The organism is Herpetosiphon gulosus (genome assembly GCF_039545135.1).
Taxonomy (GTDB): domain Bacteria; phylum Chloroflexota; class Chloroflexia; order Chloroflexales; family Herpetosiphonaceae; genus Herpetosiphon; species Herpetosiphon gulosus.
On the sequence record NZ_BAABRU010000001.1, the window covers coordinates 25,961 to 48,709 of the forward strand.

Sequence of the window (22,749 nt, forward strand, 5' to 3'; positions counted from 1 at the left end):
AGGAATAGTGGGTGAATTCGATGCAGGCAGTGCAAATCTCAACCAATCAGAATCGGGTCGAAATTCCATGGCGAGCCTATGTGGCGCTGGCAATTGGCATTGTTTGTATCGCGTTATCGGCAATTTGGGTTAAGTGGGCGGCTGTGCCAGGGCCAGTTTCGGCCTTTTACCGCATGCTGATTCCGGCGGCGATTTTGCTGCCATGGTGGTTTGCCAAACGGCCTAAGCAGCTGCCCAAGCAAGCTACGCGGCTTTCGCTGTTGGGCGGTGTTTTTTTTGCCTTCGATTTAGCCCTGTGGAATAGCGCAATTTTGCTGACTTCAGCCGCCAACTCAACCCTGTTTGCCAATAATGCCCCGCTATGGGTTGGCTTGGGCGCTTGGTTGATTTTTCGCGAACGCTTGCCACAGCGCTTTTGGTGGGGCATGGCAATTGCCCTGATTGGCGTAGTGGTGATTATGGGCGAGAATTTACAACAGCTCACGATTAGCCAAGGCGATTTGCTAGCGATCTCGGCAGGTGGTTTTTATGCTGCCTATTTGCTCACAACCCAACGCGCCCGCGCCGAACTGGATACCTTGACCTTTATGACCTTAGGAATCGTGGTCAGCGTGGTCATTTTAGGCTTGATGTGTTTGATTGGCGGCTATAGCATCGTTGGGTTTAGCGCCAAAACATGGTGGTCGTTGCTGGGCTTGGGCTTGGTTTCACACCTCGGCGGTTGGCTGGCGATCAACTATGCACTTGGGCATATCAAAGCTGCAACGGCTTCAGTCAGTTTATTGGGACAGCCCGTGTTGACTGCAATCATCTCGATTCCGCTGTTAAACGAACCCTTGCAGATTTTTCAAATCATCGGTGGTAGCTTAGTTATTGGTGGCATTTGGCTGGTTAACACCCAAAAAGAGTAATGGTCAAATTGCTGGACAAAGACGATTACGTGCCAATGCAACCCTTCTTTGTCCATTGCATTACAGACTGCTCGAATCGTTGTCATAGCTCTTTAATGCAGGAGGAAGTAGAAAAACGAACAAATGTTCGTTATACTAACGAGGCTGAGGTATACTGTATGTTCGCCTTGGCTCAAACGGAGGACACTATGGGACGCTTGACCTTCAGTATTAACATCACCCTCGACGGATGCATCGATCACCAGGAAGGCATCGCCGACGACGAGACCCACGCCTTCTTCACCCGGCTTATGGACGAGAGCGGGGCAATGCTCTGGGGCCGTATCACGTATGAGATGATGGAAGGCTACTGGCCGGCGGTCGCTTGCGGCACCACGGAGGCACCGCAGGCGCTGCGCGAGTGGGCGATCAAGCTGGATGCCAAGCCGAAGTACGTGGTATCCTCGACACGAACGGACTTCCCTTGGACGAACAGCCACCTCATTACGGGCAATCTGCGCACGGCAGTCCAGCAGCTTAAGGACGCGACCCCAAATGGTGTGCTTCTTGGGAGCGGCAGGCTCGCGACCGAACTAGACCGACTGGATCTGATCGATGAGTACAAGTTCCTTGTCCACCCGAGGATCGTTGGCCATGGCCCGACCTTGTACGCAAGTGGGCTGCCCAACACGCGACGGCTTACGTTGATTTCGTCGATATCGCTCCGCAACGGAGCAGTCGCCATGCACTACCAGCGTGCAGGTTGATCATTCCATTAACACCCAAAAAGAGGCTTCTAAACATAAAATGTAGCGTTTATTACAAAATTGATGTATACTAACAATAAGTCGTGCTATACTGATGCGACATGCAGCGACCACGCCAACTGGAAACGCAGGGATGCTGCCAACAAAGGAGCCTTATTCAGATGGAAAAGCAAAAAGTAACCGTGATTGGTTCGGGGCCAGCTGGCTTGACGGCGGCGCTGTATGCTGCGCGGGCCAATTTAACCCCGTTAGTAATTCGTGGAATTCAGCCTGGTGGCTTGATTGCTACCACCAGCGAAGTTGAAAATTACCCTGGTTTCCCCGATGCGATCAATGGCTTTGATTTAGCCGATAAAATGGAAAAACAAGCAGCCCGTTTTGGAACCCACTTCTTAGATGGGATTGTCGAAAAAGTTGAGTTGGGCGAACGGCCTTTCAAGCTGCATATTGATAATGGTACGATTGTCGAAACCGAAACCCTGATTATTGCGACTGGGGCTTCGCCGCGCAAATTGGGCGTGCCTGGTGAATTAGAATTGGCTAATCGCGGCGTTTCGTATTGTGCCGTATGCGATGGCTTCTTCTTCCGCGATAAAACCTTGGTGGTGGTTGGCGGCGGTAATAGCGCTTTGGATGAAAGTTTGTTCCTGACCCGCTATGCCAAGGAAGTGCATATCATCCATCGCCGCGACCAATTACGCGCCGACCCCGTATTGATCGAACGTGCCCAAAATAACCCGAAAATTAAATTTATTTGGGATACGGTGGTCACCAAGGTTGAAGGCACGGTTAAGGTTGAAGGTGTAGGTTTGCAAAATGTCAAAACTGGCGCTGAATCAACCTTTGCTGCCGATGGGGTGTTCCCATACATCGGGCATATTCCTAATACATGGTTATTCAAAGATCAAATTGAGTTGGATGAGAACGGCTATATCGTTAGCCCGGGGCGTGCCCGCACCAATGTTCCAGGGGTTTTCGTGGCTGGTGACGTAGAAGATCATGTCTATCGCCAAGCGATCACCGCTGCTGGCAGTGGTTGTATGGCGGCCATGGAAGCTTCATGGTTCTTAGACCAAATTGAGCACGAGCAAACCAGTTTGGCTCAGTGGTAATAACGAGGGGCTAGGGTTCAGTTGTCAGGGGTCAGAATTAATTTTCTGACCTCTGATTTAATTAATCTCTAAGCTGCTTGATGCTTTTAAAATAAGTCTGATAGCACCATTCTAATTGTTTGATTGCAGCATCTAGGTGCTGCATAACGTGTTGGCAGTCGGCGATATTGATTGTCTCTGAATATGAATTAATCAGCATGCGATAACCAACGAGTGTCCCAACGCAAGGTTGAATATCCTCACGAAGCAAGAGAAAATTGTAAACGATCTGTTTCTGAATTTCTAATGGAATTCGATCAACTATCTCTCGATCCATATTAATCTCCTCAAAATGATAGAATCGATAGCCATTGCCAAGATAGCATTTAATCCCAGTCAATTCAAATTGCGATTAACTGAGGGTGCTCATCTTTCAATCAAAATAAACACCCTCAAACCTGAACCCTAAATCCTAGCCCCTGACCCCTCTTTAAACCTTCGCACTTTGCCATTTGCCTTGGCGGAAGCGCCACCAAGCCAATGTGCCTTGGATGGCAAAATCGGTACACATTGCCAGCCAAATGCCATTCAAGCCAAGCTCGAATTGCTTGACCAACAGCCAAGCCAAGGGCAAACGTACACACCAAACACTCAGCATTTTGCTAATCAAGGGCCACTTTGGCTCACCGCCGCCACGCAAACTCCCGCTAAAAATAAAATTGGCGGCCAAGGCGGGCTGAGCAAAACCGACCATCCGCAAGGGCAAGGCGGCTAAACGCACAACCTCTTCATCGGCCACGAAAAAACGTAAAAATACTTCAGGTGCAATCACAAACAATAAGCCGATTGCTCCCATAAAGATTGCCCCAAGCCGAAAAGCTTCAAAACCACTTTCGCTCGCTTGTTGCGGCTGATTTGCGCCCATATGCTGACCAACCAAGGTAGTTGCTGCCACCGCCAAACCCATGCCTGGCAAAAACGAAATACTCTCGATTGTGATAATCGTGTTGTGAGCAGCATAGGCTGCCGTGCCAATATCGTTGATCAAATGAATGAAAATCAACAATGCTGCTTGAAAAATAAATTGTTCAGCGCCATATGGCAGGCCTTGGCGCAAAATCCGCCAAATTAAGTTGCCATTTGGACGAGGTAGTTGATCAAGTTTCAAGCCAGAGCGCCCGCGAATCAGCGTGGCTAGCACCATTAATCCGCCGATGCCCTGACCGCTCATCGCGGCAAAAGCTGCTCCATTAATCCCCATTGCTGGAAAACCGAGATAGCCATTGACCAACAACAACGATAACCCAGCATTAATCCCGTTGACCACCAACATCACCTTGAGCGGTGTACGAGTATCGCCAGAGCCGCGTAAGGCTGCATTGCCAACGTAGAGCATGGCCATCAACGGCATCGATAAGGCTGAAATTCGCAAATAGCCAGCGCCGTATTGGCGAACTTGGGCGTTTGCGCCGAGTAAATCCATGAGTTGCGGCGCAAACGTATACGCCAAAAACAAACTTAGCAAGCCCATCGCTAAGCCAATTAGCAAGGCTTGGCGCAAAGTTTGGTTGGCTTGTTCACGTTCGCTGGCCCCAACAAACCGGGCAATGACCACGGTGCTACCGAGGGCCACTGCCATAAAAAAGGTGATTAATGTCCATGTGACTTGGCTTGCAATCCCAGTCGCCGCTAGGGCGATTTGGCGATCGTAGCCATTGGCTGCGGCTACGGCTAAGCTCAAGTGTCCCACCACATAGGTATCAACCAGCCCAACCATCAAACTTAATAATTGCTCGCCGACTGCTGGCAAGCCCAACTTTAATACAGCGCTACGTTGGCTACTCCGCCCACGGGCTGCGCCTAATGGAATTGCCATGATGTGTCCGTTACCTCATGCAATATGTCGATATATGCATAATAGCAGAAGTCATGCAAAGTATGAAGGATGAGGGATGAAGGATGAAGAACATAGAGCCATGATGATCGGGTAGCTATTGGCTTGTGAATAATAGATTATTTGAAATTCCCAAGGGTTTCCGATAGCCTTGAGCCAATAGCCATATGATTCTCTGTGCCACTGTTGTATTTCGAGCTACAAATTTTTCATCCCTCATCCTTCATCCCTCATATTTTCCTCCGTGGCACACTTTCTGCATTTACTCCAATTCAGAACGACAGACTGAACATTGCAAACAGAAAAATGCTGGCACACTTTCTGCATAAGAGTAACAGTAGAATGATACGTAGATTGAACAATCAATGAACAATCTACAACTACTGAAAAAAGAATGCTGGCACACTTTCTGCATAAGCAATCAGTAGTAGTCAAGACAAGCACTTATTGAAATTATTACGCGGAGGAATCAACAATGTTCTCACTTATCGCATGGCTCATCTTCGGTGCATTGATCGGTTGGGTCGCAAGCAAAATTATGAATACCGATGCCCAACAAGGTGCAGTTTTAAATATCGTGGTGGGGATTATCGGGGCATTCATTGGCGGTTTTTTGATCAATCGCGACGTGACCGGTAATGTGTTCAATTTGATGAGCGTCTTTACTGCATTGATTGGTGCAGTTGTGCTGCTTGGGATTGTAAATCTCTTCCAACGTGGCCGCGTGCGCTAAGCTTTGAATAAATAATCCAAGCACTGATTAATAAAATAATTATTTGGAGGAATTTAGAATGTTTTCACTTATCGCATGGCTTATCTTCGGTGCATTGATCGGTTGGGTTGCTAGCAAAATTATGAATACCGATGCCCAACAAGGTGCAGTTTTGAATATTGTGGTCGGGATCATCGGAGCGTTCATTGGTGGTTTTTTGGTCAATCGCAACGTGACCGGTAGCGTGTTTGATCTGTGGAGCGTCTTGACCGCGCTGATTGGTGCCGTTGTATTGCTTGGGATTGTAAACCTCTTCCAACGTGGGCGCGTGCGCTAAGCCAGCATCCTAGCCTGATCTGACGAATCGCGAATGCTACAATGCCGTAGCATTCGCGATTTTCGTTTAACTACAGCTAAATCGCAACGCTGTAAAAGCCAAAGTAGCCCAATTAACACCAAACTCTGGCGGTAGAGGCGGCGCTTTCTGCTATAATCGCTGCTGTTGACAGTGATCAAAACGATTAACAATCAGTCAAAGGATCATAAATGACCAGCGAACGTCCAAGTATTTCGGTCTTCTTCCCTGCCTATAATGATGCTGGCACCATTGGTAGCTTGGTGATTACAGCATTTCACGTTTTACCCGAACTCACCGATGATTATGAAGTGATCGTGGTGAACGATGGTAGCAGCGATTATACCGCGCAAGTACTTGATGATTTAGCCACCAAATATCCACGTTTTCGACCAATTCACCACCCCAAAAACCGCGGTTATGGCGGAGCGTTACGCACAGGTTTTGCCTCGGCAACCAAAGATCTAGTGTTTTATACTGATGGCGATGCCCAATACGACCCCAACGAGTTGCGCGATTTGTATCAAGTGCTGACCCCTGAGGTTGATATTGTCAACGGCTATAAGATTGCCCGTTCAGATCCATTGCATCGTAAAATTATTGGCCGAGTGTATCACCACGGAGTCAAATTTTTATTTGGCTTTAAATTGCGTGATGTTGATTGTGATTTTCGGCTGATTCGCCGCAAAGTTTTTGATGTGGTTAATCTTGAATCCGATAGCGGCACGATCTGCTTGGAACTGGTCAAAAAGTTACAAGATGCAGGATTTAATTTTGCTGAAGTGCCAGTTCATCACTATCATCGTACCTATGGCAAATCACAGTTTTTCAATTTCCCCCGTTTGTGGCGGACGCTGATTCAGTTGTTGCAGCTTTGGTGGAAGTTAGTCATCCTTGGCAAACATCTTAAAGAACAAGCTGCTCGCCAACGTGCTCTTGGGCGCGACGCGGGCTAACGGCTATTTATGGAGGTTGTGTGCTAGAGCAGGCATTTCGTGGTAAGCGTTGTTTGATTACTGGCGGTTTGGGCTTTATTGGCTCGAATCTCGCGTTTCGTTTGGTCGAATTAGGCGCTGAAGTGATTATCGTTGATTCCTTAGTTGCTGAATATGGCGGCAATATGGCGAATGTCCATGGCTTGGCAGAACAAGTCCGGATTAATATTGCCGATGTCCGCGATCAACATTCGTTGCAATATCTGGTACAAGGCCAAGATTATCTGTTTAATCTTGCTGGTCAGGTTAGCCATATTGATTCAATGGAGAATCCCTTCAACGACTTGGATATTAATTGTCGGGCACAGCTTTCAATTTTAGAGGCTTGTCGCCACAATAATCCAGCGATCAAGATTGTTTTTGCGAGCACCCGCCAAATCTATGGCCGCCCCGATTACGTGCCTGTTGACGAGCAGCATCTGCTGCACCCAACCGATGTCAATGGCATCAACAAAATGGCGGGCGAGTGGTATCACATTCTCTATAACAATGTCTATGGGATTCGGGCCTGTGCTTTGCGCATGACCAATACCTATGGGCCACGCATGTTGGTACGCCATGCTCGCCAAACAGCGTTGGGTTGGTTTGTACGCCAAGCGCTTGATGATGAAGTGATTAGCATTTATGGTGATGGCGAGCAGCAACGCGATTATACCTATGTTGATGATGCAGTTGAAGCCTTCCTGTTGGCAGCCATCAATCCGGCTGCCGATGGTCAGGTGTTTAATCTCGGCGGCCCTGAGCCAATTAGCCATTTGCGATTGATTTCGACCTTGACTGACGTTGCTGGAACTGGCTCGTATCGGCTCGTGCCGTTTCCCCCCGAAAAGGCTCGAATCGACATTGGTAGCGTCTATAGTGACTACAGCCGAATTCAAGCAGTCTTGGGTTGGCAGCCGACCACGAGTTTGCGCCAAGGTCTTGAATATACCGTAAACTTTTACCGTGAATTCCGCGAAGCCTATTGGTAGTTGAGATCCCTCACCCCAACCCCTCTCCCACTGCGGCGGGAGAGGGGCTAGTTTATAGCGGTTCCCCCTCGCCTGCTGGGCGGGAGAGGGGTCTAGGGGGTGAGGGCACGAAGTTTGGTTCTATGATGGCAACAACCCCAACAGCCTCAATCGATCAACAAATACGCGTCGCTATGCTCTGTCGGGCAGTTTTTCCGTTACACGGATTTGGCGGCATCGAGCGCCATGTCTTTCATTTGGTGACTCATCTCAGCGATTTAGGGGTTAAGCTCGATCTTTGGACCCAAACAATTCCCCAGGATGCGCCCACATCGGGCGAGGCCTATACCCGTTTATGCCAAAACCCATTGATTGAGCTGCATGAAACCCGTTATGATCGCACCAGCCCTTGGTTGCGACCGAATAGCATCATCGGTCGACAGTTTAATTATCCGATTTTTACTTGGCAACAAGCTAGTGCTGTGGCCAAAACTGCCCAGCAAGGCCAGCTTGACATTGTACATACCCAAGGTTTGTGTGCTTTGGGCTGGGGCTTGGTGCGGCAACAACAGCCTCGTTTGCGGCGGATTCCTCAATTGGCCAACCCCCATGGCATGGAAGAATATAAGAATATTGATTGGCGCAAGCAGTTGGCCTATGCGCCGTTTCGAGCGCAATATTCATGGAGCCATCGCCAAGCTGATTGTGCGATTGCCACCGATGCTTGTACCGCCGATGATCTACCAACCTTGTTGGGCGTTGATCCGGCGCGGGTTGCGGTCTTGCCCTCGGCGATTGATGTGGCCGAGGCCTTGGGTCAGGTTGATGCCGAATTGGGCAACGATTTGGTGCAGCGTTTGAAGCTTGCCGACCACGATCTGGTTTTTTTGACCGTCAGCCGTTTAGAGCGTAACAAGGGCTATCATCTGCTCTTGGCAGCCTTGGCCGAATTGCGCGATGTGCTGCCTGCAAGCTGGCGTTTGTTGATGGTTGGAACTGGCAAAGAGCAAGCAGCGCTTGAACAGCAAGCCCAAAGCCTGGGTTTGGCGCAACATGTCAGCCTGCTTGGTCGTCTGAGTGATCGTGAATTGCATTCACTGTATGAACATGTTGATTTGTTCATTCATCCAACCTTGTATGAAGGTTCGTCGTTGGTCACACTCGAAGCCATGATTCATCGCTTGCCAGTTGTGGCAACTGCGGCTGGTGGGATTCCCGATAAAGTTATCAGCGGCCATAATGGCTTGCTTGTGCCAGCCAACAATCAGCGGGCCTTGACCAATGCGTTGCGTTTAGCGCTCGATTTGCGCGAATATTGGCCGCAATGGGGTGCTGCTGGCGCAGCGATTGTACGGCGCAGCTTCGATTGGCCCGTTGTGGCGCGTCAAACCCTTGCCACCTACCGCGAACTATTGCAATCTCGCTCTTTGCGTGGAGGATTCCAATGAGTTTTCGTAACACTCAGCCATCGTCATCTCAGTCTGCTCCATCATCGCCGCCAACCACTCCTGCCCCAACTATGCAATTACCCGAACTGTTGCAAGCCTCGATTGCCTTGGCTGGCAAGCCCAGCGAGCCGCCCTTTGGCCTGGTGCGTGGGCGTGGCTCACTCAAAAATGCCTTAATCTATGTTGCGATTGGAGCATTTGTCAGTGGCATTTTGATCCTAGTAATTGGCCTACTGATTTATCATTTTCCGGCTCGACTGGCTGGTCAAAGCTTGCTGATCAATGTGCTTGGACATACGGCAGGCTTTGCGGCCTTGATTTCATTTATTGCCCAGCGCCAGCGTTTGAGTTTTCGCCAACGTGATGAATTTGCAACGGCCTTAGCCATGGCTTGGTCGCCAAGTATGCTCGTGATTGGTGGTATTTTCTATTTGCTCGGTGGATTTATTAGCTTTGTTGGCAACCTTGGCAACCTAGCGTTGAGTTTGCTCTTTATGGCCGCTGCCTTGAAGGCGTTGCGTGTATTGTTCTCCAAGCCTTACGAAGAAACATTTGTGAGTGTTGGTTATAGTCTGTTGCTTTATAATTTAATTCTGAGCTTCGTAACCTATATTGTGGTACAACTCTTTGTTTGACATAACCGATGATTTAGGGCGTTTGCTGCGCTTCGAGCGTGTGCCACAGCGAATTGTCTCGTTAGTGCCAAGCTTGACCGAGTACTTATTTTGGTTGGGTTTGGCTGAGCAAATTGTGGGCATTACCGATTATTGTATTGTGCCTGCTGAACAAGTGGCAACAGTGCCCAAAGTACGGGGCACCAAAAATCCTAATCGCGAGCAGATTATTGGGCTGGCTCCAGATTTGATCATCGCCAATAAGGAAGAAAACCGTCAGCGTGATATTGCAGCACTCGAAGCGGCGGGCTTGACGATTTACGTGAGCGATATTGAAAGCGTGCAGCAAGCCATGATTACCTTGCCCAAATTGGCAGGAATCTTTGGGCGAGCTGAACAAGCTAATTGGTTGATTGCGGCGATTCAGGCTGAACTGGCCCTGAAGCCAACCACACACCAACGGGTAGCCACGGCAATTTGGCGCGACCCTTGGATGTGGGTTGGTCAAGCGACTTATGCCGCCGATTTGCTGGCCTGCTGCGGTGCTAGCAATTGCTTGGCTGATCCAGCGGGGCGCTATCCACGTTTGGAGTTGGCTGAAATTGCGGCCTTGCAACCAGATCGCATTTTACTGCCCGACGAACCATATCCATTCAGCCAAGCCGATGCTGACGAATTGCAAGGCTTGGCGGCACGAATTGATTGCTGCGATGGTCAATTATTGACGTGGTATGGCCCACGCATTCCCCTCGCCTTACAAACCTATCGGCGTTTGTTGCAAACTGAGTAAGTTTTAGTTGACGTGAGTAGCTTGCCGCGCTTTGGTCGTGGCAACTGCCTCGCGATATTCTTGGCCCCAATCACGCATCAAAAACAAAATTGGCCGCAAACTTTCGCCAAAATCGGTCAGCGCATATTCGACCCGTGGTGGCACTTCGGGGTAGACGGTGCGTGTAATTACCCCATCGGCCTCAAGTTCACGCAATTGTAGAGTTAACATACGCTGAGTAATTGATGGCAAGAAGCGTTGCAATTGGCTAAATCGCTTCTTGCCATCGCACAGATGAAACAAAATCACACACTTCCACTTACCACCAATTACCGCAATTGTCGCCTCAACCGGACATGAATAGCCTGATTCAAAATTGTGACACATACGATTTATCCCTTTGGAATCCAATAGTATCAATTTTGTTAGTACCCGACAAAATTGTGCGTTCTTGTAAAAATCATAGCACGCTTTATACTAAGCGCAAAGCAATATTTGTATAGATGGAAGGATATCTGGATATGGCGACGATGAAGGCAATTCAAATTAATCGGTATGGCGGCGTTGACGAATTAGTGCAGGCAGAAATTGCTCGGCCTGAGCCTGCGGCAGATCAAGTGTTAATTAAAGTTCATGCAATTGGGATTAATCCGGTTGATTATAAAGTGCGTTCAGGCATGATCGCCTTTTTCGAAGAGCAAGCTTTTCCGGTGGTGCTTGGTTGGGATGTAGCGGGCACAATTGCTGCTGTTGGCTCGAATGTTAGCCAATGGCAGCTTGGCGATGAAGTTTATGGTATGGTCAATTTTCCTACTCCAAGCGGTGCGTATGCTGAATATGTGGTAGCTCCAGCGCTTGAAGTTGCTGCCAAACCCCAAAGCCTAAGTTTTGAAGAAGCCGCAGCCGTGCCATTGGTGACCTTGACTGCTTGGCAGGCCTTTGATGTTGTTGGTTTGCAGGCTAGTGATCGGGTGCTCGTGCATGCGGCGGCTGGCGGCGTTGGCCATGTGGCAGTGCAATTGGCCAAATTACGCGGAGCGCATGTGATTGCTACGGCTTCGGCTCGTAATGAAGGCTTTGTGAGCGAATTGGGCGTTGATCAATTTGTTGATTATACTGCTGCGCCATTTGAGCAACAAATTTCGCCAGTTGATGTGGTGTTTGATACAGTTGGCGGCGAAGTCCAAGCGCGTTCGTATGCAGTGTTAAAACCTCAAGCTGGCTTGGTAACAATTGTTGGTTCGCCACCTGCCGATTTGGCCGCAGCCCACGCCGGTAAAAGCTTGAGCCATCTTGTTCAGGCCAATCAAGCCCAGTTAACTGAGATTGCCAAATTGATCGATAGCCAACAATTGCGGGTTGAAGTTGAGCAAGTCTACGATTTCACGGCCATGGCAGCGGCCCACGAACGCATGCAAAGTAGTCGGGTGCGCGGCAAAATTGTGGTAAAAGTGAGCTAAATTAAGGTGTGTGTTGGCAGATAGTCCTAGTTGCTATCTGCCAAGTGCTGCCAAGCCATCTAGTACTAACTTCCCATTTCCATGTTGCAGATTGTTGAGTGTTTTCTTATACTTAGGGCTATCTGCACTAATTATTTGGGAGGTCGATCGACAATGGCAACACGCTTTAGAGCCTCGCTATTAGGGATACTCTTGCTGATTGGAATCGGTTTACAAGGCTGGGTTCGCCCGCAAGCACCTAATGCGCCAACGGTTTTGAATGAGAATTTTGATTCATTCAACGATGTCTTGGCTAGTGGTTGGGTAATTGTGAATGGTAGTGAACCAATCAACAATGACAATTCAGATCATAATCGCTGGAAACAAGGCCGTTCCAATAACAATAATATGGATTCTCACTCTGGTGCTGCTAATTCATATGCAGGCTCATCTTGGGAGGCATCGAACTTTGATACTGGTGCGATTGTTAGCAATTGGCTGTTGACTCCCCCACTTTTACTCGAAAATGGTAAAACCGTTTCATTTTGGACTCGATCACTTGGTTGTTCAGGTGGACCAGATCGTTTAGATATTCGCTATAGCACCGCTGGAACAAGTACGAATGTTGCCACAGGCAATAACACTGGTAATTTCTCAAACCAGCTTGGTCGAATTAATCCTGATCAGGAATTTGGTCATGATGCTGATGGGAGTGATGGCTATCCTTGTAACGACTGGGCACAGTTTAGCTATACGTTAAGTGGGCTTAATCAACCAACCATTGGTCGGATTGGTTTCCGCCATTATATTGTCAATACGGCAAGCCGTGGTCTGTATATTGGAATCGATGATTTTAGCTATTCAGGTGATTTGGGCGGGGATACTCCAACACCAATTACCCATACTCCAACGGCGACCGCAACTAATACGGCTACTGCTACCGCCACGCCAACGAGTACAACAACCAGTACTCCAACCTCAACTAGCACGCGCACGCCAACCAATACCGCAACCAACACGCCAACCAACACCCCAACTAATACCCGTACCCCAACCAATACCCCAACGGGTACGCCACCAACGCCAACCTTTACCAATACGCCAACCCGCACCCCAACCAATACGCCGACGAACACCCCAACTCGTACCCCAACCAATACACCAACGCGCACGCCAACTGCGACCTCTGTGCCTCAGACTCCGGTCTACAAGGTCTATATGTGTCCTGTCCAATATGATGGCTAAAGGAAGTTAATCGAAATCCCCGTGAGATCACTGTGATCTCACGGGGATTTTGGTGCGGAGTTTAGGCTTTGATTTTGAGCAATAACGTTTCGTGGGGTTGAATGCGGGTTTGCCAAGCTTCGCCAAATTCAGCAATATCTTCCTGTGCCCACAAGTTGCGCACTGATTTAGGTGTATCCAACAGGCCAATATCGCTGGCTCGCAAGGTTAAATCGCTGCCAATTGCGCCACGATTAATCAAGGCAACCGCCAATGAGCCATCAGCAAGCGGTTTTTTCCAAACTTCGCAAGTGCCAGTTTGTTTCACGCGCCGTCCAGCAATCCCCAAACTATCTTGGTTGACGGCCAAAACTTCGCGATTGGTCAATAAACTGGTGGTGTCCCGATCCATATTGCGGATATCACAGCCAATCATCAAGGGCGAGCAGGCGATTGTCCACAATGACATATGGGTTTGATATTCGATGAATGATAAGCCGCCGCCGGAGATTTGACCCTTGCCTTTCAACCCAACCACCAGCATATCCAAATCGTTCCAAGCATCGGGGCCAGCGTATTCGGCCAAATTGGCGGCAATATCAATCGCTGTATCAACCCCTACACCATAATATTTGTGCGGCGCAACCCAAATATCAACCCAGCTATCGAAAATATCGCCAGTTACCCGCCACATATGCCCACCAACTGAGCGACCCCAGAGCTGCGGGCTGCGGCCACCCCACTCACACAGCGAGTAGAGAAATTGACGCTTGGTTTTGCGTAAAGCCTCGCCCATACGGCTGTAACGGTCGATCGCGGTGGCTTGGTCGGTGGGCGCAAAACAAAAATCATATTTGAGGAAATCGATGCCCCACGAAGCCCACAATTGGGCATCTTGCTCCTCGAAGCCAAAGCTGCCAGGATAGCTGGCGCAAGTCAGATGCGCCGCATCGGAGTAGATGCCAATTTTCAAGCCAAGGCTATGCACATAATCGGCTAGTGCTTTGATCCCGCTGGGGAATTTTTCGGGGTCGGCAACCAAATCGCCATTGCCATCACGGCCAACTTTGGTTGACCAGCAATCATCGATCACAACATAGTTATAACCACAATCCTTGAGGCCTGAGCTAACCAGCACGTCAGCAGTGGCACGGACTGAATCTTCATGAATCGTACTACCAAACATGTTCCACGAGTTCCAACCCATTGGGGGCGTAGGTGCGAGAGGCTGTTCTGAAGTCGTCATACATTTCTCCATGTGGTCAGGGTCGTTCCTTACCATTCGATCATTGTAGGTTGCCAGCTTAGCCAATGTCAAAGCTTTTCATGGATAATATTTTTAGAGTTTTAACCTGATTTGACAATACCATACAGTATGGTATGTTTTAGTTGTGGCATAACGGAGGCCCATATGGCGCGAGTACGACGTGAGGATTGGTTGCACCATGGCTTGAGCATTCTCAGCAGCGAATCGGTGGCGGCCTTGACGATTGAGCGTTTAACCACCGATTTGGGCGTAACCAAAGGCTCGTTCTATCATCATTTTGGGGGTTGGCCAAGCTACAAAACGGCGCTGTTGCAGCAATTCGAGCAACAAGACACCTTGGATGTGATTCAGCACTTGGCGGGCTATAACGACCCAGCCCAAAAATTACGTGCTTTGTTCGATTTGCTGACGATTGTGGCAATTTATGCCGCCAACGACCCATGGGATGTGGAGATTGCCATGCGTGGTTGGGCCGCAACCGACCTAGAGGTTCGGGCCATGATCGAACGCATCGATCACTTACGGGTGAGTTTTGTGGCCGAACTCTGTAGCGCAATCACTGGCGATCCTGAGCGCGGTTTATTAATGGCCCAACACGGCTATAGCATTTTACTGGGCGCTATTTTGATGCAGCCAATGTTGCCAATGGCCCGTTTACGCCAAATTTATGACGAATTTTTACGTTTGTATGCAATTCCAGGAGGCTCCGATGTCGATCACGCAGCACCCAATTCTGGCCCCACTGATCGCCCAAGCGAATCATGTTGATGTTAAAACACGCCAAATTCATACAACCCAGCCTGAGCAGGAGTTACGCCGTTTTATTGCAGCCATGATCGGCTATAACCCGCGTTGGATGCAACGTTTATATGCGATTCGTTGGGGCTTTGTGCGCTTATTGGGCATGCGCCAACATGGTGTGCCCAGCTCAAACCAACTAAAACCTGAGCAAGTGCCAATGCAAGCTGGCCAAAACTTGGGCTTTTTCAAGGTTACAGCCGCTGCCGAAGGCCAATATTTAGTGGCCTCAGCCAGCGAATCGCATCTGACCGCTTGGTTGGCGATTGTGCTAGAGCCGCTTGGTGGAGCCAATTACAACTTGCATACGGTCACAATTGTGCGCTATCACGCTTGGACGGGGCCAGTCTACTTTAATGTGATTCGGCCATTTCATCATATCGTGGTCAATCAGATGATCAAAGCTGGTTTGGCGGGTCAACCAACAGCCTAGGAGCAAATGATGCTAGCACGAACAACAATTGTAGGCTTAATTGGTGGGGCAACGGCATTGATTCATGGAGTTGGCGGCCAATTAACTGGGATTCAAGCCATGAACCAAACTAGCTTGGCAGCCAGCCCACGCCTAGAACTTTTAGCAACTTGGCATATGATCACAATCCATCTTGGATACTTGGCCTATCAAGTTTGGCGTTTAGAGCAACACCCACAACCGCTTGATCAAGCACGGCTGATCGTTGGGCAATATTTGGCTTATAGCCTATTGTGGCTAGGGCTGAATTTGTTGGCTGGTCAGCTTTGGTTGGCTCCACAATGGTTATTATTAGCGGCATTGGCAGGGCTAACATGGTGGGCTACGCCACGGAAAAATCAACGTATCCAAGGAGTCCATCAATGAAAACTGGCTTTTTTGGCAAGCTCAGCGCTTGGATTTTTATCCTCGTTGGGGTTGGGCACACCCATTTTCAGCTATTTGAAACCTCGGCTAATTCAAACGCTGCGGCTAGTTTGCAACAAATTCAGGTGCAATTGCCAGCGGCCCAACGCACCATGCTCGAACTCAATACCGGCTTTTCCTTGGCGATGGGTTATTTGCTGATTGTCTATGGTGGCCTAAATTTGCTGATTATGTGGGCTTTGGGCAATGATACAGTTCGCTTGCGCTCGATCTGGCGGTTTAATAGTGCCGTTTCGTTGGGCTTGGCACTACTTTCGTTGCGCTACTTTTTCATCTTTCCTAGTGGCTCGTTTACGATCACCACGGTTTTGTATGCCTTGGCCAGTCGCCAAGCTCGCAAAATAGCCTAAATCCATCGTAGGGCTGAAACGTTGGCCAAAAAATCAAGTATAGTTAGCACGATTAGATGCCAAGATCGACGAGAGCGATCTTGGATTTTTAGTGCAATTGAGGCCGCTTTATGCTACGACGGATGTTGGTATTGTTGGTATTGGTTGGGTTAGTCGCTTGTGGTACGAATGAGCAAACCGCCACCAACAGCGAAAGCTTGACGCTTAAATTAAATGTTCAGCCAAATCAAACCTATCGTTATACATCAACCCAAGTGCAGCATACCACCCAAAGTATGTTTGGCACTGAGCAAACTCAAGTTACCACGGCGACGATGGTGATGCAACAAAACGTGATTTCAGTCTCACCCGAAGGCGAAACAGTACTCCAAATTATCATCGATTCAATGCGAGTTGAAAGCCAAGTTGAAGATGAGACCGTTATCTATGATTCAACCGATGCTTCGACAACTCTTGATTCACCAGAGTTCGCCCAATTTGCTGGCATGACCGGCCAACCAATCACGATTACCTTAAGCCCAGAAGCTGCTGTTAACAAGATCGAAGGCATCGATCAACTGATCAACAAGATGCTTGGCGATACTGAAATTACGACCGAAGTTGCTATGATGCGCGATATGTTGACTAAAACGTTTGAGCAAAGCTATGCCAAGGGTACAATTATTCCTTTTGCTGGCAAGCCTATGGTCATTGGCGATTCATGGCAAGATGTAACCGACCTGAATTTGCAAATTTTCTCGATGGTTTTGACCAATACCTATACCTTGAAAGAACGTAACGCAGGTTTGGCAACCTTCGATCTGACTGGCGATTTTGCGCTTGGTGAATTCAACTTCCCTGGTTTGATGGAACAAGAAAATATCAAAATGTCGATTGAAACTGGCGAAAATGGCAATACCCAAACGGGTGTTGTGGTCATTGATGAAAAAACTGGTATGTTGAAATCGAATGTCTTTGACCAAACCATGGAAATGATTATCAAGATCGAAGGCGAAGATGCAGGTCAATCACTAACCATGCCAATCAAACAGCAAATTCATATGGATGTCCAATTGCAACCATAACATCAGCTTTTTCTCAGATGCGATTAAGTTGGCTATCGTGGTGAATCGATCGGGAGCGTGCTATAACCAAGGCACGCTTTTTTGATTTGAGGAGTTTGTATGCGCATCCGTTTATTTAGTGGTCTGCTCAGTTTGTTGATCGTGGCTGGATGTGGCAGTCAAGCAGTTCAGCCAACGATTACACCGCCACCAACTCTGACCACCGCTGCCCAAGTTGAGGTGATTGCTACCGCAAGCTTGGCTCCGAGCGAACCAACCGCTGAGCCTGCTACACCAACGCTGGACGACCCCAACGCCTTGGTGGATACCTCGATGCTAACGGGCCGAATTTATTTTATTGATCCCTTGGGGTTTGCGATTAACTCAATTACGCCAACTGGTGGTGATTTGCAAACAGTCTATAAAGAACAAGGGTCAGTGCCGTTATCACGCTTGGGCGTTGACCCCAGCCTACAGTATTTGAGTGTATTCAAAGGCGATTTTTTGCACATTTACACCACCGATTTTCAAGAGCTTTTGAGCTTGCCGAGTAGTTTTGAGCCAATCTGGTCGCCGCGTGGCGATGGCAAATTTGCCCTGCTCAAATTAACCGACATGGGCGAAGCTTTTATTGATGTGTATGATTTGAATAGTGCTACGCCTGCCAGCATGGTGGTGAGTACGGTTGGTTATCGCGCTGCTTGGCTCAGCGATGGGCTTGGCCTAGTAGTGCATAATGGCAATCAAATAGGCACTGCCAACCTCGATGATGGTGCCTTTAGCCCAATGCTTGAGCTAACCGAGGATGAAAATGGAACGTGGGCGGTTGACGATTTATTGAGCTATGCCGACCAAATCTATTTTCATGGTGGTCAAGTTAATTTGCTAGGAGCATCGGGCAATGGTATGCAGTGGTGGGCCTTGGTTGATGGCGCACCCCAAGCGGTGACCGACATAGGTGGCAATGGGATTTTGCGGCTGCAATTTAACCCCGACCGTGAGCAAATTGCTTATATTGATAATTTTCATATTAGTGCTTGTTTGGGGGCGCAAGTGCTGAGCGTGCAAACTCCAGATTTTAGCGCACCAGCTCGCAATCCCAATTTAACTCCCATTTTGGCCGATAATGGGCAAGCAATTCATGGCGCAGCTTGGAACCCAACTGGCGATTGGCTGACCTTTGCCAAGGGCGATTATCGCTGTGATCAAACTGGACCAATTTATGCAACGCCACAAGTTTTGGTGTGGAATCCAGCAACCCAAGCTATTCAAGCCTTTGAGTATGGCAGCTATCCGGTGTGGGTTCCGTAGCAGGTTGAGCCACGAAGGACATGAAATACGGCTAAACTCAGGCTTAATATGGCCCTAAAAAGCGCGAACCATTAAAATGAATCAGATGATCGGGTGCTTCCGCAATCCATACTTCTGATTCCCAAGCAATATCGGCGACAAAGCGTGCCATCTCGCGGCGGGTTGCAAACGCCGTCACAAAAATCAAACCAAGGTTGGCACGCTGAAACCGTTGGGTTAATTCCTGATAGCGCTTGCCGTCAACCGGACCATGGCTCGTAACTGCCTCAACCAAAAAAAGCCAGTTTTGAGTTGGGGTATACAAAATAACATCAGGCATTTTGCCTTGCAGATCAAGCTGAATTCCTAGGCGATCAAATTCAGCTTGATCAACGTAACCCCATTTTTGCCCTGTATCGCCAACATACAATAATTTGCCATTTGGAACATAGCGCGAACCGAAATCTTCAATAATCGCTTTAATCAGTTGACTGTGCTCACCAGCACTGAGATCGATAATCAATTCTTGACTCAAAGTAACTGGGATTCGCTGAATTTCGCGTAATTGGGCATAGGTTTTTTGTAGACTTTGTCGAATTTTTTGGAAATGTGCTAGCTGATACAACCATTGTTCATTCTTAAAGACTTGGAATAAACTTAACGCTTCAGGTGTAATTTGATAACACCATTTTGGGCTATTAATTGCTCGATCTGGTTGATCTGGATTAGCAATTACAATACCCGCCTCGATAAATTGATGCATAGTTTGGCGGCGAAAGGTTTCACGCGTGTTAGGTGCATAGATTTTGGCATAATGTTGCCGACACCAATCCATAATTGGCGTAATACCAATTACTGGATTGCTAACTTCATGCCATGCTTGGGTTGGTTTGAGATCGAGCAATGCTAACAATGTTAATGCTGAACGCTCATTTTGCTGAGCCACTGGAAAATCCAATAACCCTAGAATTTGCTGTGCTTCTTGGCATTTTTGTTGGATTAACTGTTCAATATTCATGAGAAATAACCTCATTAACCCACTGATCGATGATCAATTGATCAGGTTTAGTGTGCGAATCTAATTTTTTTCCTAGCTTGATCAATTGTTGTTGATCTGGATAGCGTAGTGCGTACAAATCACGCACATTAACTTGAGTATGGCCGCTAAATTGCCGAAAACAGGTGTCGTAAAACGTCGAATTGAGATATAACATTAATCCTTGGGCTAGCTGGCGATTCAAGCCATTTTTGGCAGCATGAATCACATTCAGATGGTTTTCAATTGCAAGACAGTCAGTGGCTTGAATTTCAGGATGATAGACAGTTGCTTTAATCCGTCGTACTTCTTCTTTACTAGAAAAACGTCGGATTAGCACATAGCTCCCGTTATTTGGATACAACCACTTGATCACATCAGGATGTTTATTAATTGCATTGGGTTTATTGCAGGTTGAGATTGGCCATTCAACTTGTAACGAACGGCAATGGATCGGGTAAAGCAGTGGATAGGTATCAGCATTAGGCTGATCATGCAGGTATTGAGCTAGCCGAAAATCGACAACAGGGCCAGTCGAAGCTTTTAAGCCCAAATCGGCTAAAGTACATGGTAATTGCTGCATCAAGGTCATTGCTTGATCATGGTGGATTTCAGTTGGGATGTGGATAAACTGTTGTGGATCATGTGGTTTTACCAACTGCCCAAAAGGAATTTCACGTTGGTTGATTGCACTCAATCGATTTAATGGAGTTTGGGAGATCGTTACATTGGCTTGTTGCTCGTGCTTGATCGCATGGATAATGATTAATTCCTGCAATACCTGATCATCCTTAAATGCAGCGGTTCGGCTATTGAAGCTATGAATTTGCTTAATCATCATTTCTTTTAGTAGTATTGAGCGAAAAGGCTTGAAATACACCCCATTACAAAAACTGCGTGGCACGATTGCCACTAATTCACCGTGCGGGGCAAGCAAATGAATGGTCAATGCAAGAAATGCACTATAAAGATTAACCGTTTCAATTTCGACGCTGCGTAATAATTTTCGACTAAGTGAACTGGATTGGATTTTCTTATAAGGTGGGTTTAAAATTGCATGGCTATAACCATTGATTGATTGCCATGCTGCGAGCTGAATTTTTTGCGTCGCTGCCTGAATAAAATCGTGGTTAAAAATGTTTGCTTGGCAATCAATCCCAGCATTGCTAGCAAACTGCTGACAAGCCGCTAAAGTTGAAGTTAATTGCGGTAGAAGTAATTGATCAATTTCGTAAGCATCAATGGTTAATGATTGAGTGGAAGCTTGTTGGCTGAAACGCTGAACGAAGGCGGCAGTTAACGAACCAATTCCAGCTCCTGCATCAAGTAAGCGAACGCTTGGCTGGCTTGGCGGCTGAAAAAGGCTTGCCATATAGTTGGCAATTGGGGCAGGCGTTAAAAATTGACTATAACTAGCACGCTGCTCAGGCTTGATTATTTGATTAACGATCAAACGCTGTTGATCGATCTGTCCCATAAGATCAAAATGTGTGCTAACCATGAGCCAATGCCCCAACTATAAACACCAATGTGCTAAGGTTCTATGATAGTAGAAATTTGAGTTTTAGCCAATCCGCCTTTTTAGAATTGATCGTGCCAATTGGCTAAAATTGCTGATTAGAAGGCATTGATTTGCGTTCGACACTCCCCTTAAACTGCGCTATAATCCAAACAACTTTCTGGAGTTGCTGATTCGCGAGCCTCTGATCAGAAATTTCTGATCGGCAGGTGATATTTGTGTTTACAACCATGAGCACTGCACCGCGTGATTGGTTGGCTAGTCGGGATGAGTTCCCGATTTTGGGCCGCAAAACCTATCTGAATACCTGTTCGCTTGGCGCATTGAGCAGCCGCGTGCGTGCGGCAGTTAATCAGCATTTGGATTTATGGGAAGAGTACGGGGCTTCGGCTTGGTATAAGATTTGGCTCGGTGAGTGCGCTGCTTTACGTACGACCACCGAACGCTTATTTAATGCTCCGGCTGGCTCAGTGGCTTTAGCTCCTAGTGTTGGCGTGGCCCTTTCGGTACTCGCCAGTGCCTTGGATTATCGCCAACGGCCTAAGGTTATTTCAACCGTCCTCGATTTCCCAACAATTCCCTATCAATGGTTGGCGCATCCTGAGGTTGAGGTGGTGCTTTTGCCATCGCTCGATGGCGTGCATGTACCATTGGAAGCCTACGAGGCCGCGATCGACGAGCGCACGGCCTTGGTGGCTACCTCGCATGTCTTTTTTGCAAGTGGCACGATTCAGCCAATTGCTGAAATTGCCAAATTAGCCCATGCCAAAGGCGCGTTATGCCTGATCGATGGCTATCAGGCGGCGGGGCAAGTGCCAGTCGATGTGGTCGCCAGCGATCTGGATTTCTACATGACTGGGGGCTTGAAGTGGCTGCTTGGTGGGACGGGCATTGTTGAATGCTATGTACGCCCCAGCCTGATTCAGCAACTTAAGCCGACGGTTGCTGGCTGGTTTGGTCATGCCAACCAATTTGCCTTCGACCCCAACAACTTTGAGTTTGCCCCCGATGCGCGGCGCTTTGAAGTTGGCACGCCTGCCTTAGCGGCGGTCTATGCTGGTCATGCTGGCATGCAGATTATCCTTGAACATGGCGTGGCGGCAATTCAACAACGCACCAGCGAACTGGTGGCCTATTTGGTGGCCAAGTTACGCGATGCAGGCTATCAATTAACTATTGCTGGCGACCCACAGCAGCATGCAGGGATCGTCATGATCCAAAGTGCCGAGCATGCCAAGCTGGTGGCCGCCTTGGCTGAGCAGGGGATAATCGTTGATCATCGGCCTGGCCATGTGCGGGTATCGCCATTTTTCTATACCTTAGAGACAGAGCTTGATCTTTTTGTGGAACGCTTGCAGGCTCTTAGCCAATAATTTGGAATTCAGCATCAATAAGGAGGT

Annotated in this window: 25 protein-coding genes; 19 read left to right on the forward strand and 6 right to left on the reverse strand. The window is 48.1% G+C overall.

The window, feature by feature from the left end; genetic code table 11:
• Nucleotides 1-20 precede the first annotated feature (20 nt).
• The 3 genes from ABEB26_RS00200 to trxB all read left to right on the forward strand — a co-directional run bounded on the left by ABEB26_RS00200 (nt 21) and on the right by trxB (nt 2,769).
• Nucleotides 21-911, forward strand: a complete 891-nt coding sequence (locus ABEB26_RS00200) for a DMT family transporter (protein ID WP_345720278.1) — start codon at nt 21-23, stop codon at nt 909-911.
• A 188-nt stretch (nt 912-1,099) separates the two neighbouring features.
• Nucleotides 1,100-1,657 (forward strand): dihydrofolate reductase family protein, encoded by a 558-nt coding sequence (locus tag ABEB26_RS00205; RefSeq protein WP_345719923.1) that lies wholly within the window; start codon nt 1,100-1,102, stop codon nt 1,655-1,657.
• A 161-nt stretch (nt 1,658-1,818) separates the two neighbouring features.
• Nucleotides 1,819-2,769 (forward strand): thioredoxin-disulfide reductase, encoded by a 951-nt coding sequence (trxB, locus tag ABEB26_RS00210; RefSeq protein WP_345719924.1) that lies wholly within the window; start codon nt 1,819-1,821, stop codon nt 2,767-2,769.
• Nucleotides 2,770-2,830: 61 nt separating this feature from the next.
• On the opposite strand, the gene ABEB26_RS00215 is transcribed toward trxB, so the two are convergent.
• Both ABEB26_RS00215 and ABEB26_RS00220 read right to left on the reverse strand, forming a co-directional pair.
• Nucleotides 2,831-3,085, reverse strand: a complete 255-nt coding sequence (locus tag ABEB26_RS00215; RefSeq protein ID WP_345719925.1) for a hypothetical protein — start codon at nt 3,083-3,085, stop codon at nt 2,831-2,833.
• A gap of 153 nt (nt 3,086-3,238) precedes the next feature.
• Entirely contained in the window at nt 3,239-4,624 is a 1,386-nt protein-coding gene (locus ABEB26_RS00220; protein WP_345719926.1) for an MATE family efflux transporter, read from the reverse strand.
• Between the two features lie 493 nt (nt 4,625-5,117).
• Between ABEB26_RS00220 and ABEB26_RS00225 the strand changes: the two genes are divergently transcribed.
• The 7 genes from ABEB26_RS00225 (at nt 5,118) to ABEB26_RS00255 (ending at nt 10,506) form a co-directional block, all read left to right on the forward strand.
• The gene (locus ABEB26_RS00225; protein ID WP_345719927.1) at nt 5,118-5,375 is read left to right on the forward strand and encodes a GlsB/YeaQ/YmgE family stress response membrane protein; all 258 of its coding nucleotides are present in this window, start codon (nt 5,118-5,120) and stop codon (nt 5,373-5,375) included.
• A gap of 58 nt (nt 5,376-5,433) precedes the next feature.
• Nucleotides 5,434-5,691: a GlsB/YeaQ/YmgE family stress response membrane protein gene (locus ABEB26_RS00230; RefSeq protein WP_345719928.1), complete on the forward strand. Its 258-nt coding sequence runs from the start codon at nt 5,434-5,436 to the stop codon at nt 5,689-5,691.
• 209 nt (nt 5,692-5,900) lie between these two features.
• Nucleotides 5,901-6,665, forward strand: a complete 765-nt coding sequence (locus tag ABEB26_RS00235; RefSeq protein WP_345719929.1) for a glycosyltransferase family 2 protein — start codon at nt 5,901-5,903, stop codon at nt 6,663-6,665.
• A 20-nt stretch (nt 6,666-6,685) separates the two neighbouring features.
• The gene (locus ABEB26_RS00240; protein WP_345719930.1) at nt 6,686-7,675 is read left to right on the forward strand and encodes an NAD-dependent epimerase/dehydratase family protein; all 990 of its coding nucleotides are present in this window, start codon (nt 6,686-6,688) and stop codon (nt 7,673-7,675) included.
• A 122-nt stretch (nt 7,676-7,797) separates the two neighbouring features.
• A complete protein-coding gene (locus ABEB26_RS00245; RefSeq protein ID WP_345719931.1) occupies nt 7,798-9,102 on the forward strand; it encodes a glycosyltransferase family 4 protein in 1,305 nt (434 codons plus the stop codon).
• Complete coding sequence (locus tag ABEB26_RS00250; protein WP_345719932.1) at nt 9,099-9,737, forward strand: hypothetical protein; 639 nt, start codon at nt 9,099-9,101, stop codon at nt 9,735-9,737. Before ABEB26_RS00245 ends, ABEB26_RS00250 begins: the two co-directional genes overlap by 4 nt.
• Entirely contained in the window at nt 9,730-10,506 is a 777-nt protein-coding gene (locus tag ABEB26_RS00255) for a helical backbone metal receptor (RefSeq protein ID WP_345719933.1), read from the forward strand. The genes ABEB26_RS00250 and ABEB26_RS00255 overlap by 8 nt, the downstream gene beginning before the upstream one ends.
• 3 nt (nt 10,507-10,509) lie before the next feature.
• On the opposite strand, the gene ABEB26_RS00260 is transcribed toward ABEB26_RS00255, so the two are convergent.
• Nucleotides 10,510-10,896, reverse strand: coding sequence for a winged helix-turn-helix transcriptional regulator (locus ABEB26_RS00260; protein ID WP_486348283.1), 387 nt, complete (start codon nt 10,894-10,896; stop codon nt 10,510-10,512).
• 110 nt (nt 10,897-11,006) lie between these two features.
• Here ABEB26_RS00260 and ABEB26_RS00265 point away from each other — a divergent pair, with 110 nt between their 5' ends.
• Together ABEB26_RS00265 and ABEB26_RS00270 are read left to right on the forward strand one after the other, a co-directional pair.
• Nucleotides 11,007-11,945: an NADP-dependent oxidoreductase gene (locus tag ABEB26_RS00265; RefSeq protein ID WP_345719935.1), complete on the forward strand. Its 939-nt coding sequence runs from the start codon at nt 11,007-11,009 to the stop codon at nt 11,943-11,945.
• 192 nt (nt 11,946-12,137) lie between these two features.
• Nucleotides 12,138-13,169 (forward strand): choice-of-anchor J domain-containing protein, encoded by a 1,032-nt coding sequence (locus ABEB26_RS00270; RefSeq protein ID WP_345719936.1) that lies wholly within the window; start codon nt 12,138-12,140, stop codon nt 13,167-13,169.
• Between the two features lie 61 nt (nt 13,170-13,230).
• Here ABEB26_RS00270 and ABEB26_RS00275 read toward each other — a convergent pair whose 3' ends face one another.
• Nucleotides 13,231-14,394, reverse strand: a complete 1,164-nt coding sequence (locus ABEB26_RS00275; RefSeq protein WP_345719937.1) for a glycoside hydrolase family 27 protein — start codon at nt 14,392-14,394, stop codon at nt 13,231-13,233.
• A 165-nt stretch (nt 14,395-14,559) separates the two neighbouring features.
• Between ABEB26_RS00275 and ABEB26_RS00280 the strand changes: the two genes are divergently transcribed.
• From ABEB26_RS00280 to ABEB26_RS00305, 6 genes are all read left to right on the forward strand, one after another.
• Entirely contained in the window at nt 14,560-15,183 is a 624-nt protein-coding gene (locus tag ABEB26_RS00280) for a TetR/AcrR family transcriptional regulator (protein WP_345719938.1), read from the forward strand.
• Nucleotides 15,125-15,646, forward strand: a complete 522-nt coding sequence (locus tag ABEB26_RS00285; protein WP_345719939.1) for a DUF2867 domain-containing protein — start codon at nt 15,125-15,127, stop codon at nt 15,644-15,646. Before ABEB26_RS00280 ends, ABEB26_RS00285 begins: the two co-directional genes overlap by 59 nt.
• A gap of 6 nt (nt 15,647-15,652) precedes the next feature.
• On the forward strand, nt 15,653-16,051 hold the full coding sequence (locus tag ABEB26_RS00290) for a hypothetical protein (RefSeq protein WP_345719940.1): 399 nt from the start codon (nt 15,653-15,655) through the stop codon (nt 16,049-16,051).
• Entirely contained in the window at nt 16,048-16,461 is a 414-nt protein-coding gene (locus ABEB26_RS00295) for an LIC_13387 family protein (RefSeq protein WP_345719941.1), read from the forward strand. The genes ABEB26_RS00290 and ABEB26_RS00295 overlap by 4 nt, the downstream gene beginning before the upstream one ends.
• A 110-nt stretch (nt 16,462-16,571) precedes the next feature.
• Complete coding sequence (locus tag ABEB26_RS00300; RefSeq protein ID WP_345719942.1) at nt 16,572-17,525, forward strand: DUF6263 family protein; 954 nt, start codon at nt 16,572-16,574, stop codon at nt 17,523-17,525.
• Nucleotides 17,526-17,624: 99 nt separating this feature from the next.
• Nucleotides 17,625-18,815, forward strand: coding sequence for a hypothetical protein (locus ABEB26_RS00305; RefSeq protein ID WP_345719943.1), 1,191 nt, complete (start codon nt 17,625-17,627; stop codon nt 18,813-18,815).
• 43 nt (nt 18,816-18,858) lie between these two features.
• Here the strand turns inward: ABEB26_RS00305 and ABEB26_RS00310 are convergent, their stop codons facing one another.
• Nucleotides 18,859-19,812 (reverse strand): BsuBI/PstI family type II restriction endonuclease, encoded by a 954-nt coding sequence (locus ABEB26_RS00310; protein ID WP_345719944.1) that lies wholly within the window; start codon nt 19,810-19,812, stop codon nt 18,859-18,861.
• A complete protein-coding gene (locus ABEB26_RS00315) occupies nt 19,802-21,331 on the reverse strand; it encodes an Eco57I restriction-modification methylase domain-containing protein (RefSeq protein ID WP_345719945.1) in 1,530 nt (509 codons plus the stop codon). Before ABEB26_RS00315 ends, ABEB26_RS00310 begins: the two co-directional genes overlap by 11 nt.
• A 236-nt stretch (nt 21,332-21,567) precedes the next feature.
• Between ABEB26_RS00315 and ABEB26_RS00320 the strand changes: the two genes are divergently transcribed.
• The gene (locus ABEB26_RS00320; RefSeq protein ID WP_345719946.1) at nt 21,568-22,722 is read left to right on the forward strand and encodes an aminotransferase class V-fold PLP-dependent enzyme; all 1,155 of its coding nucleotides are present in this window, start codon (nt 21,568-21,570) and stop codon (nt 22,720-22,722) included.
• Nucleotides 22,723-22,749 lie beyond the last annotated feature (27 nt).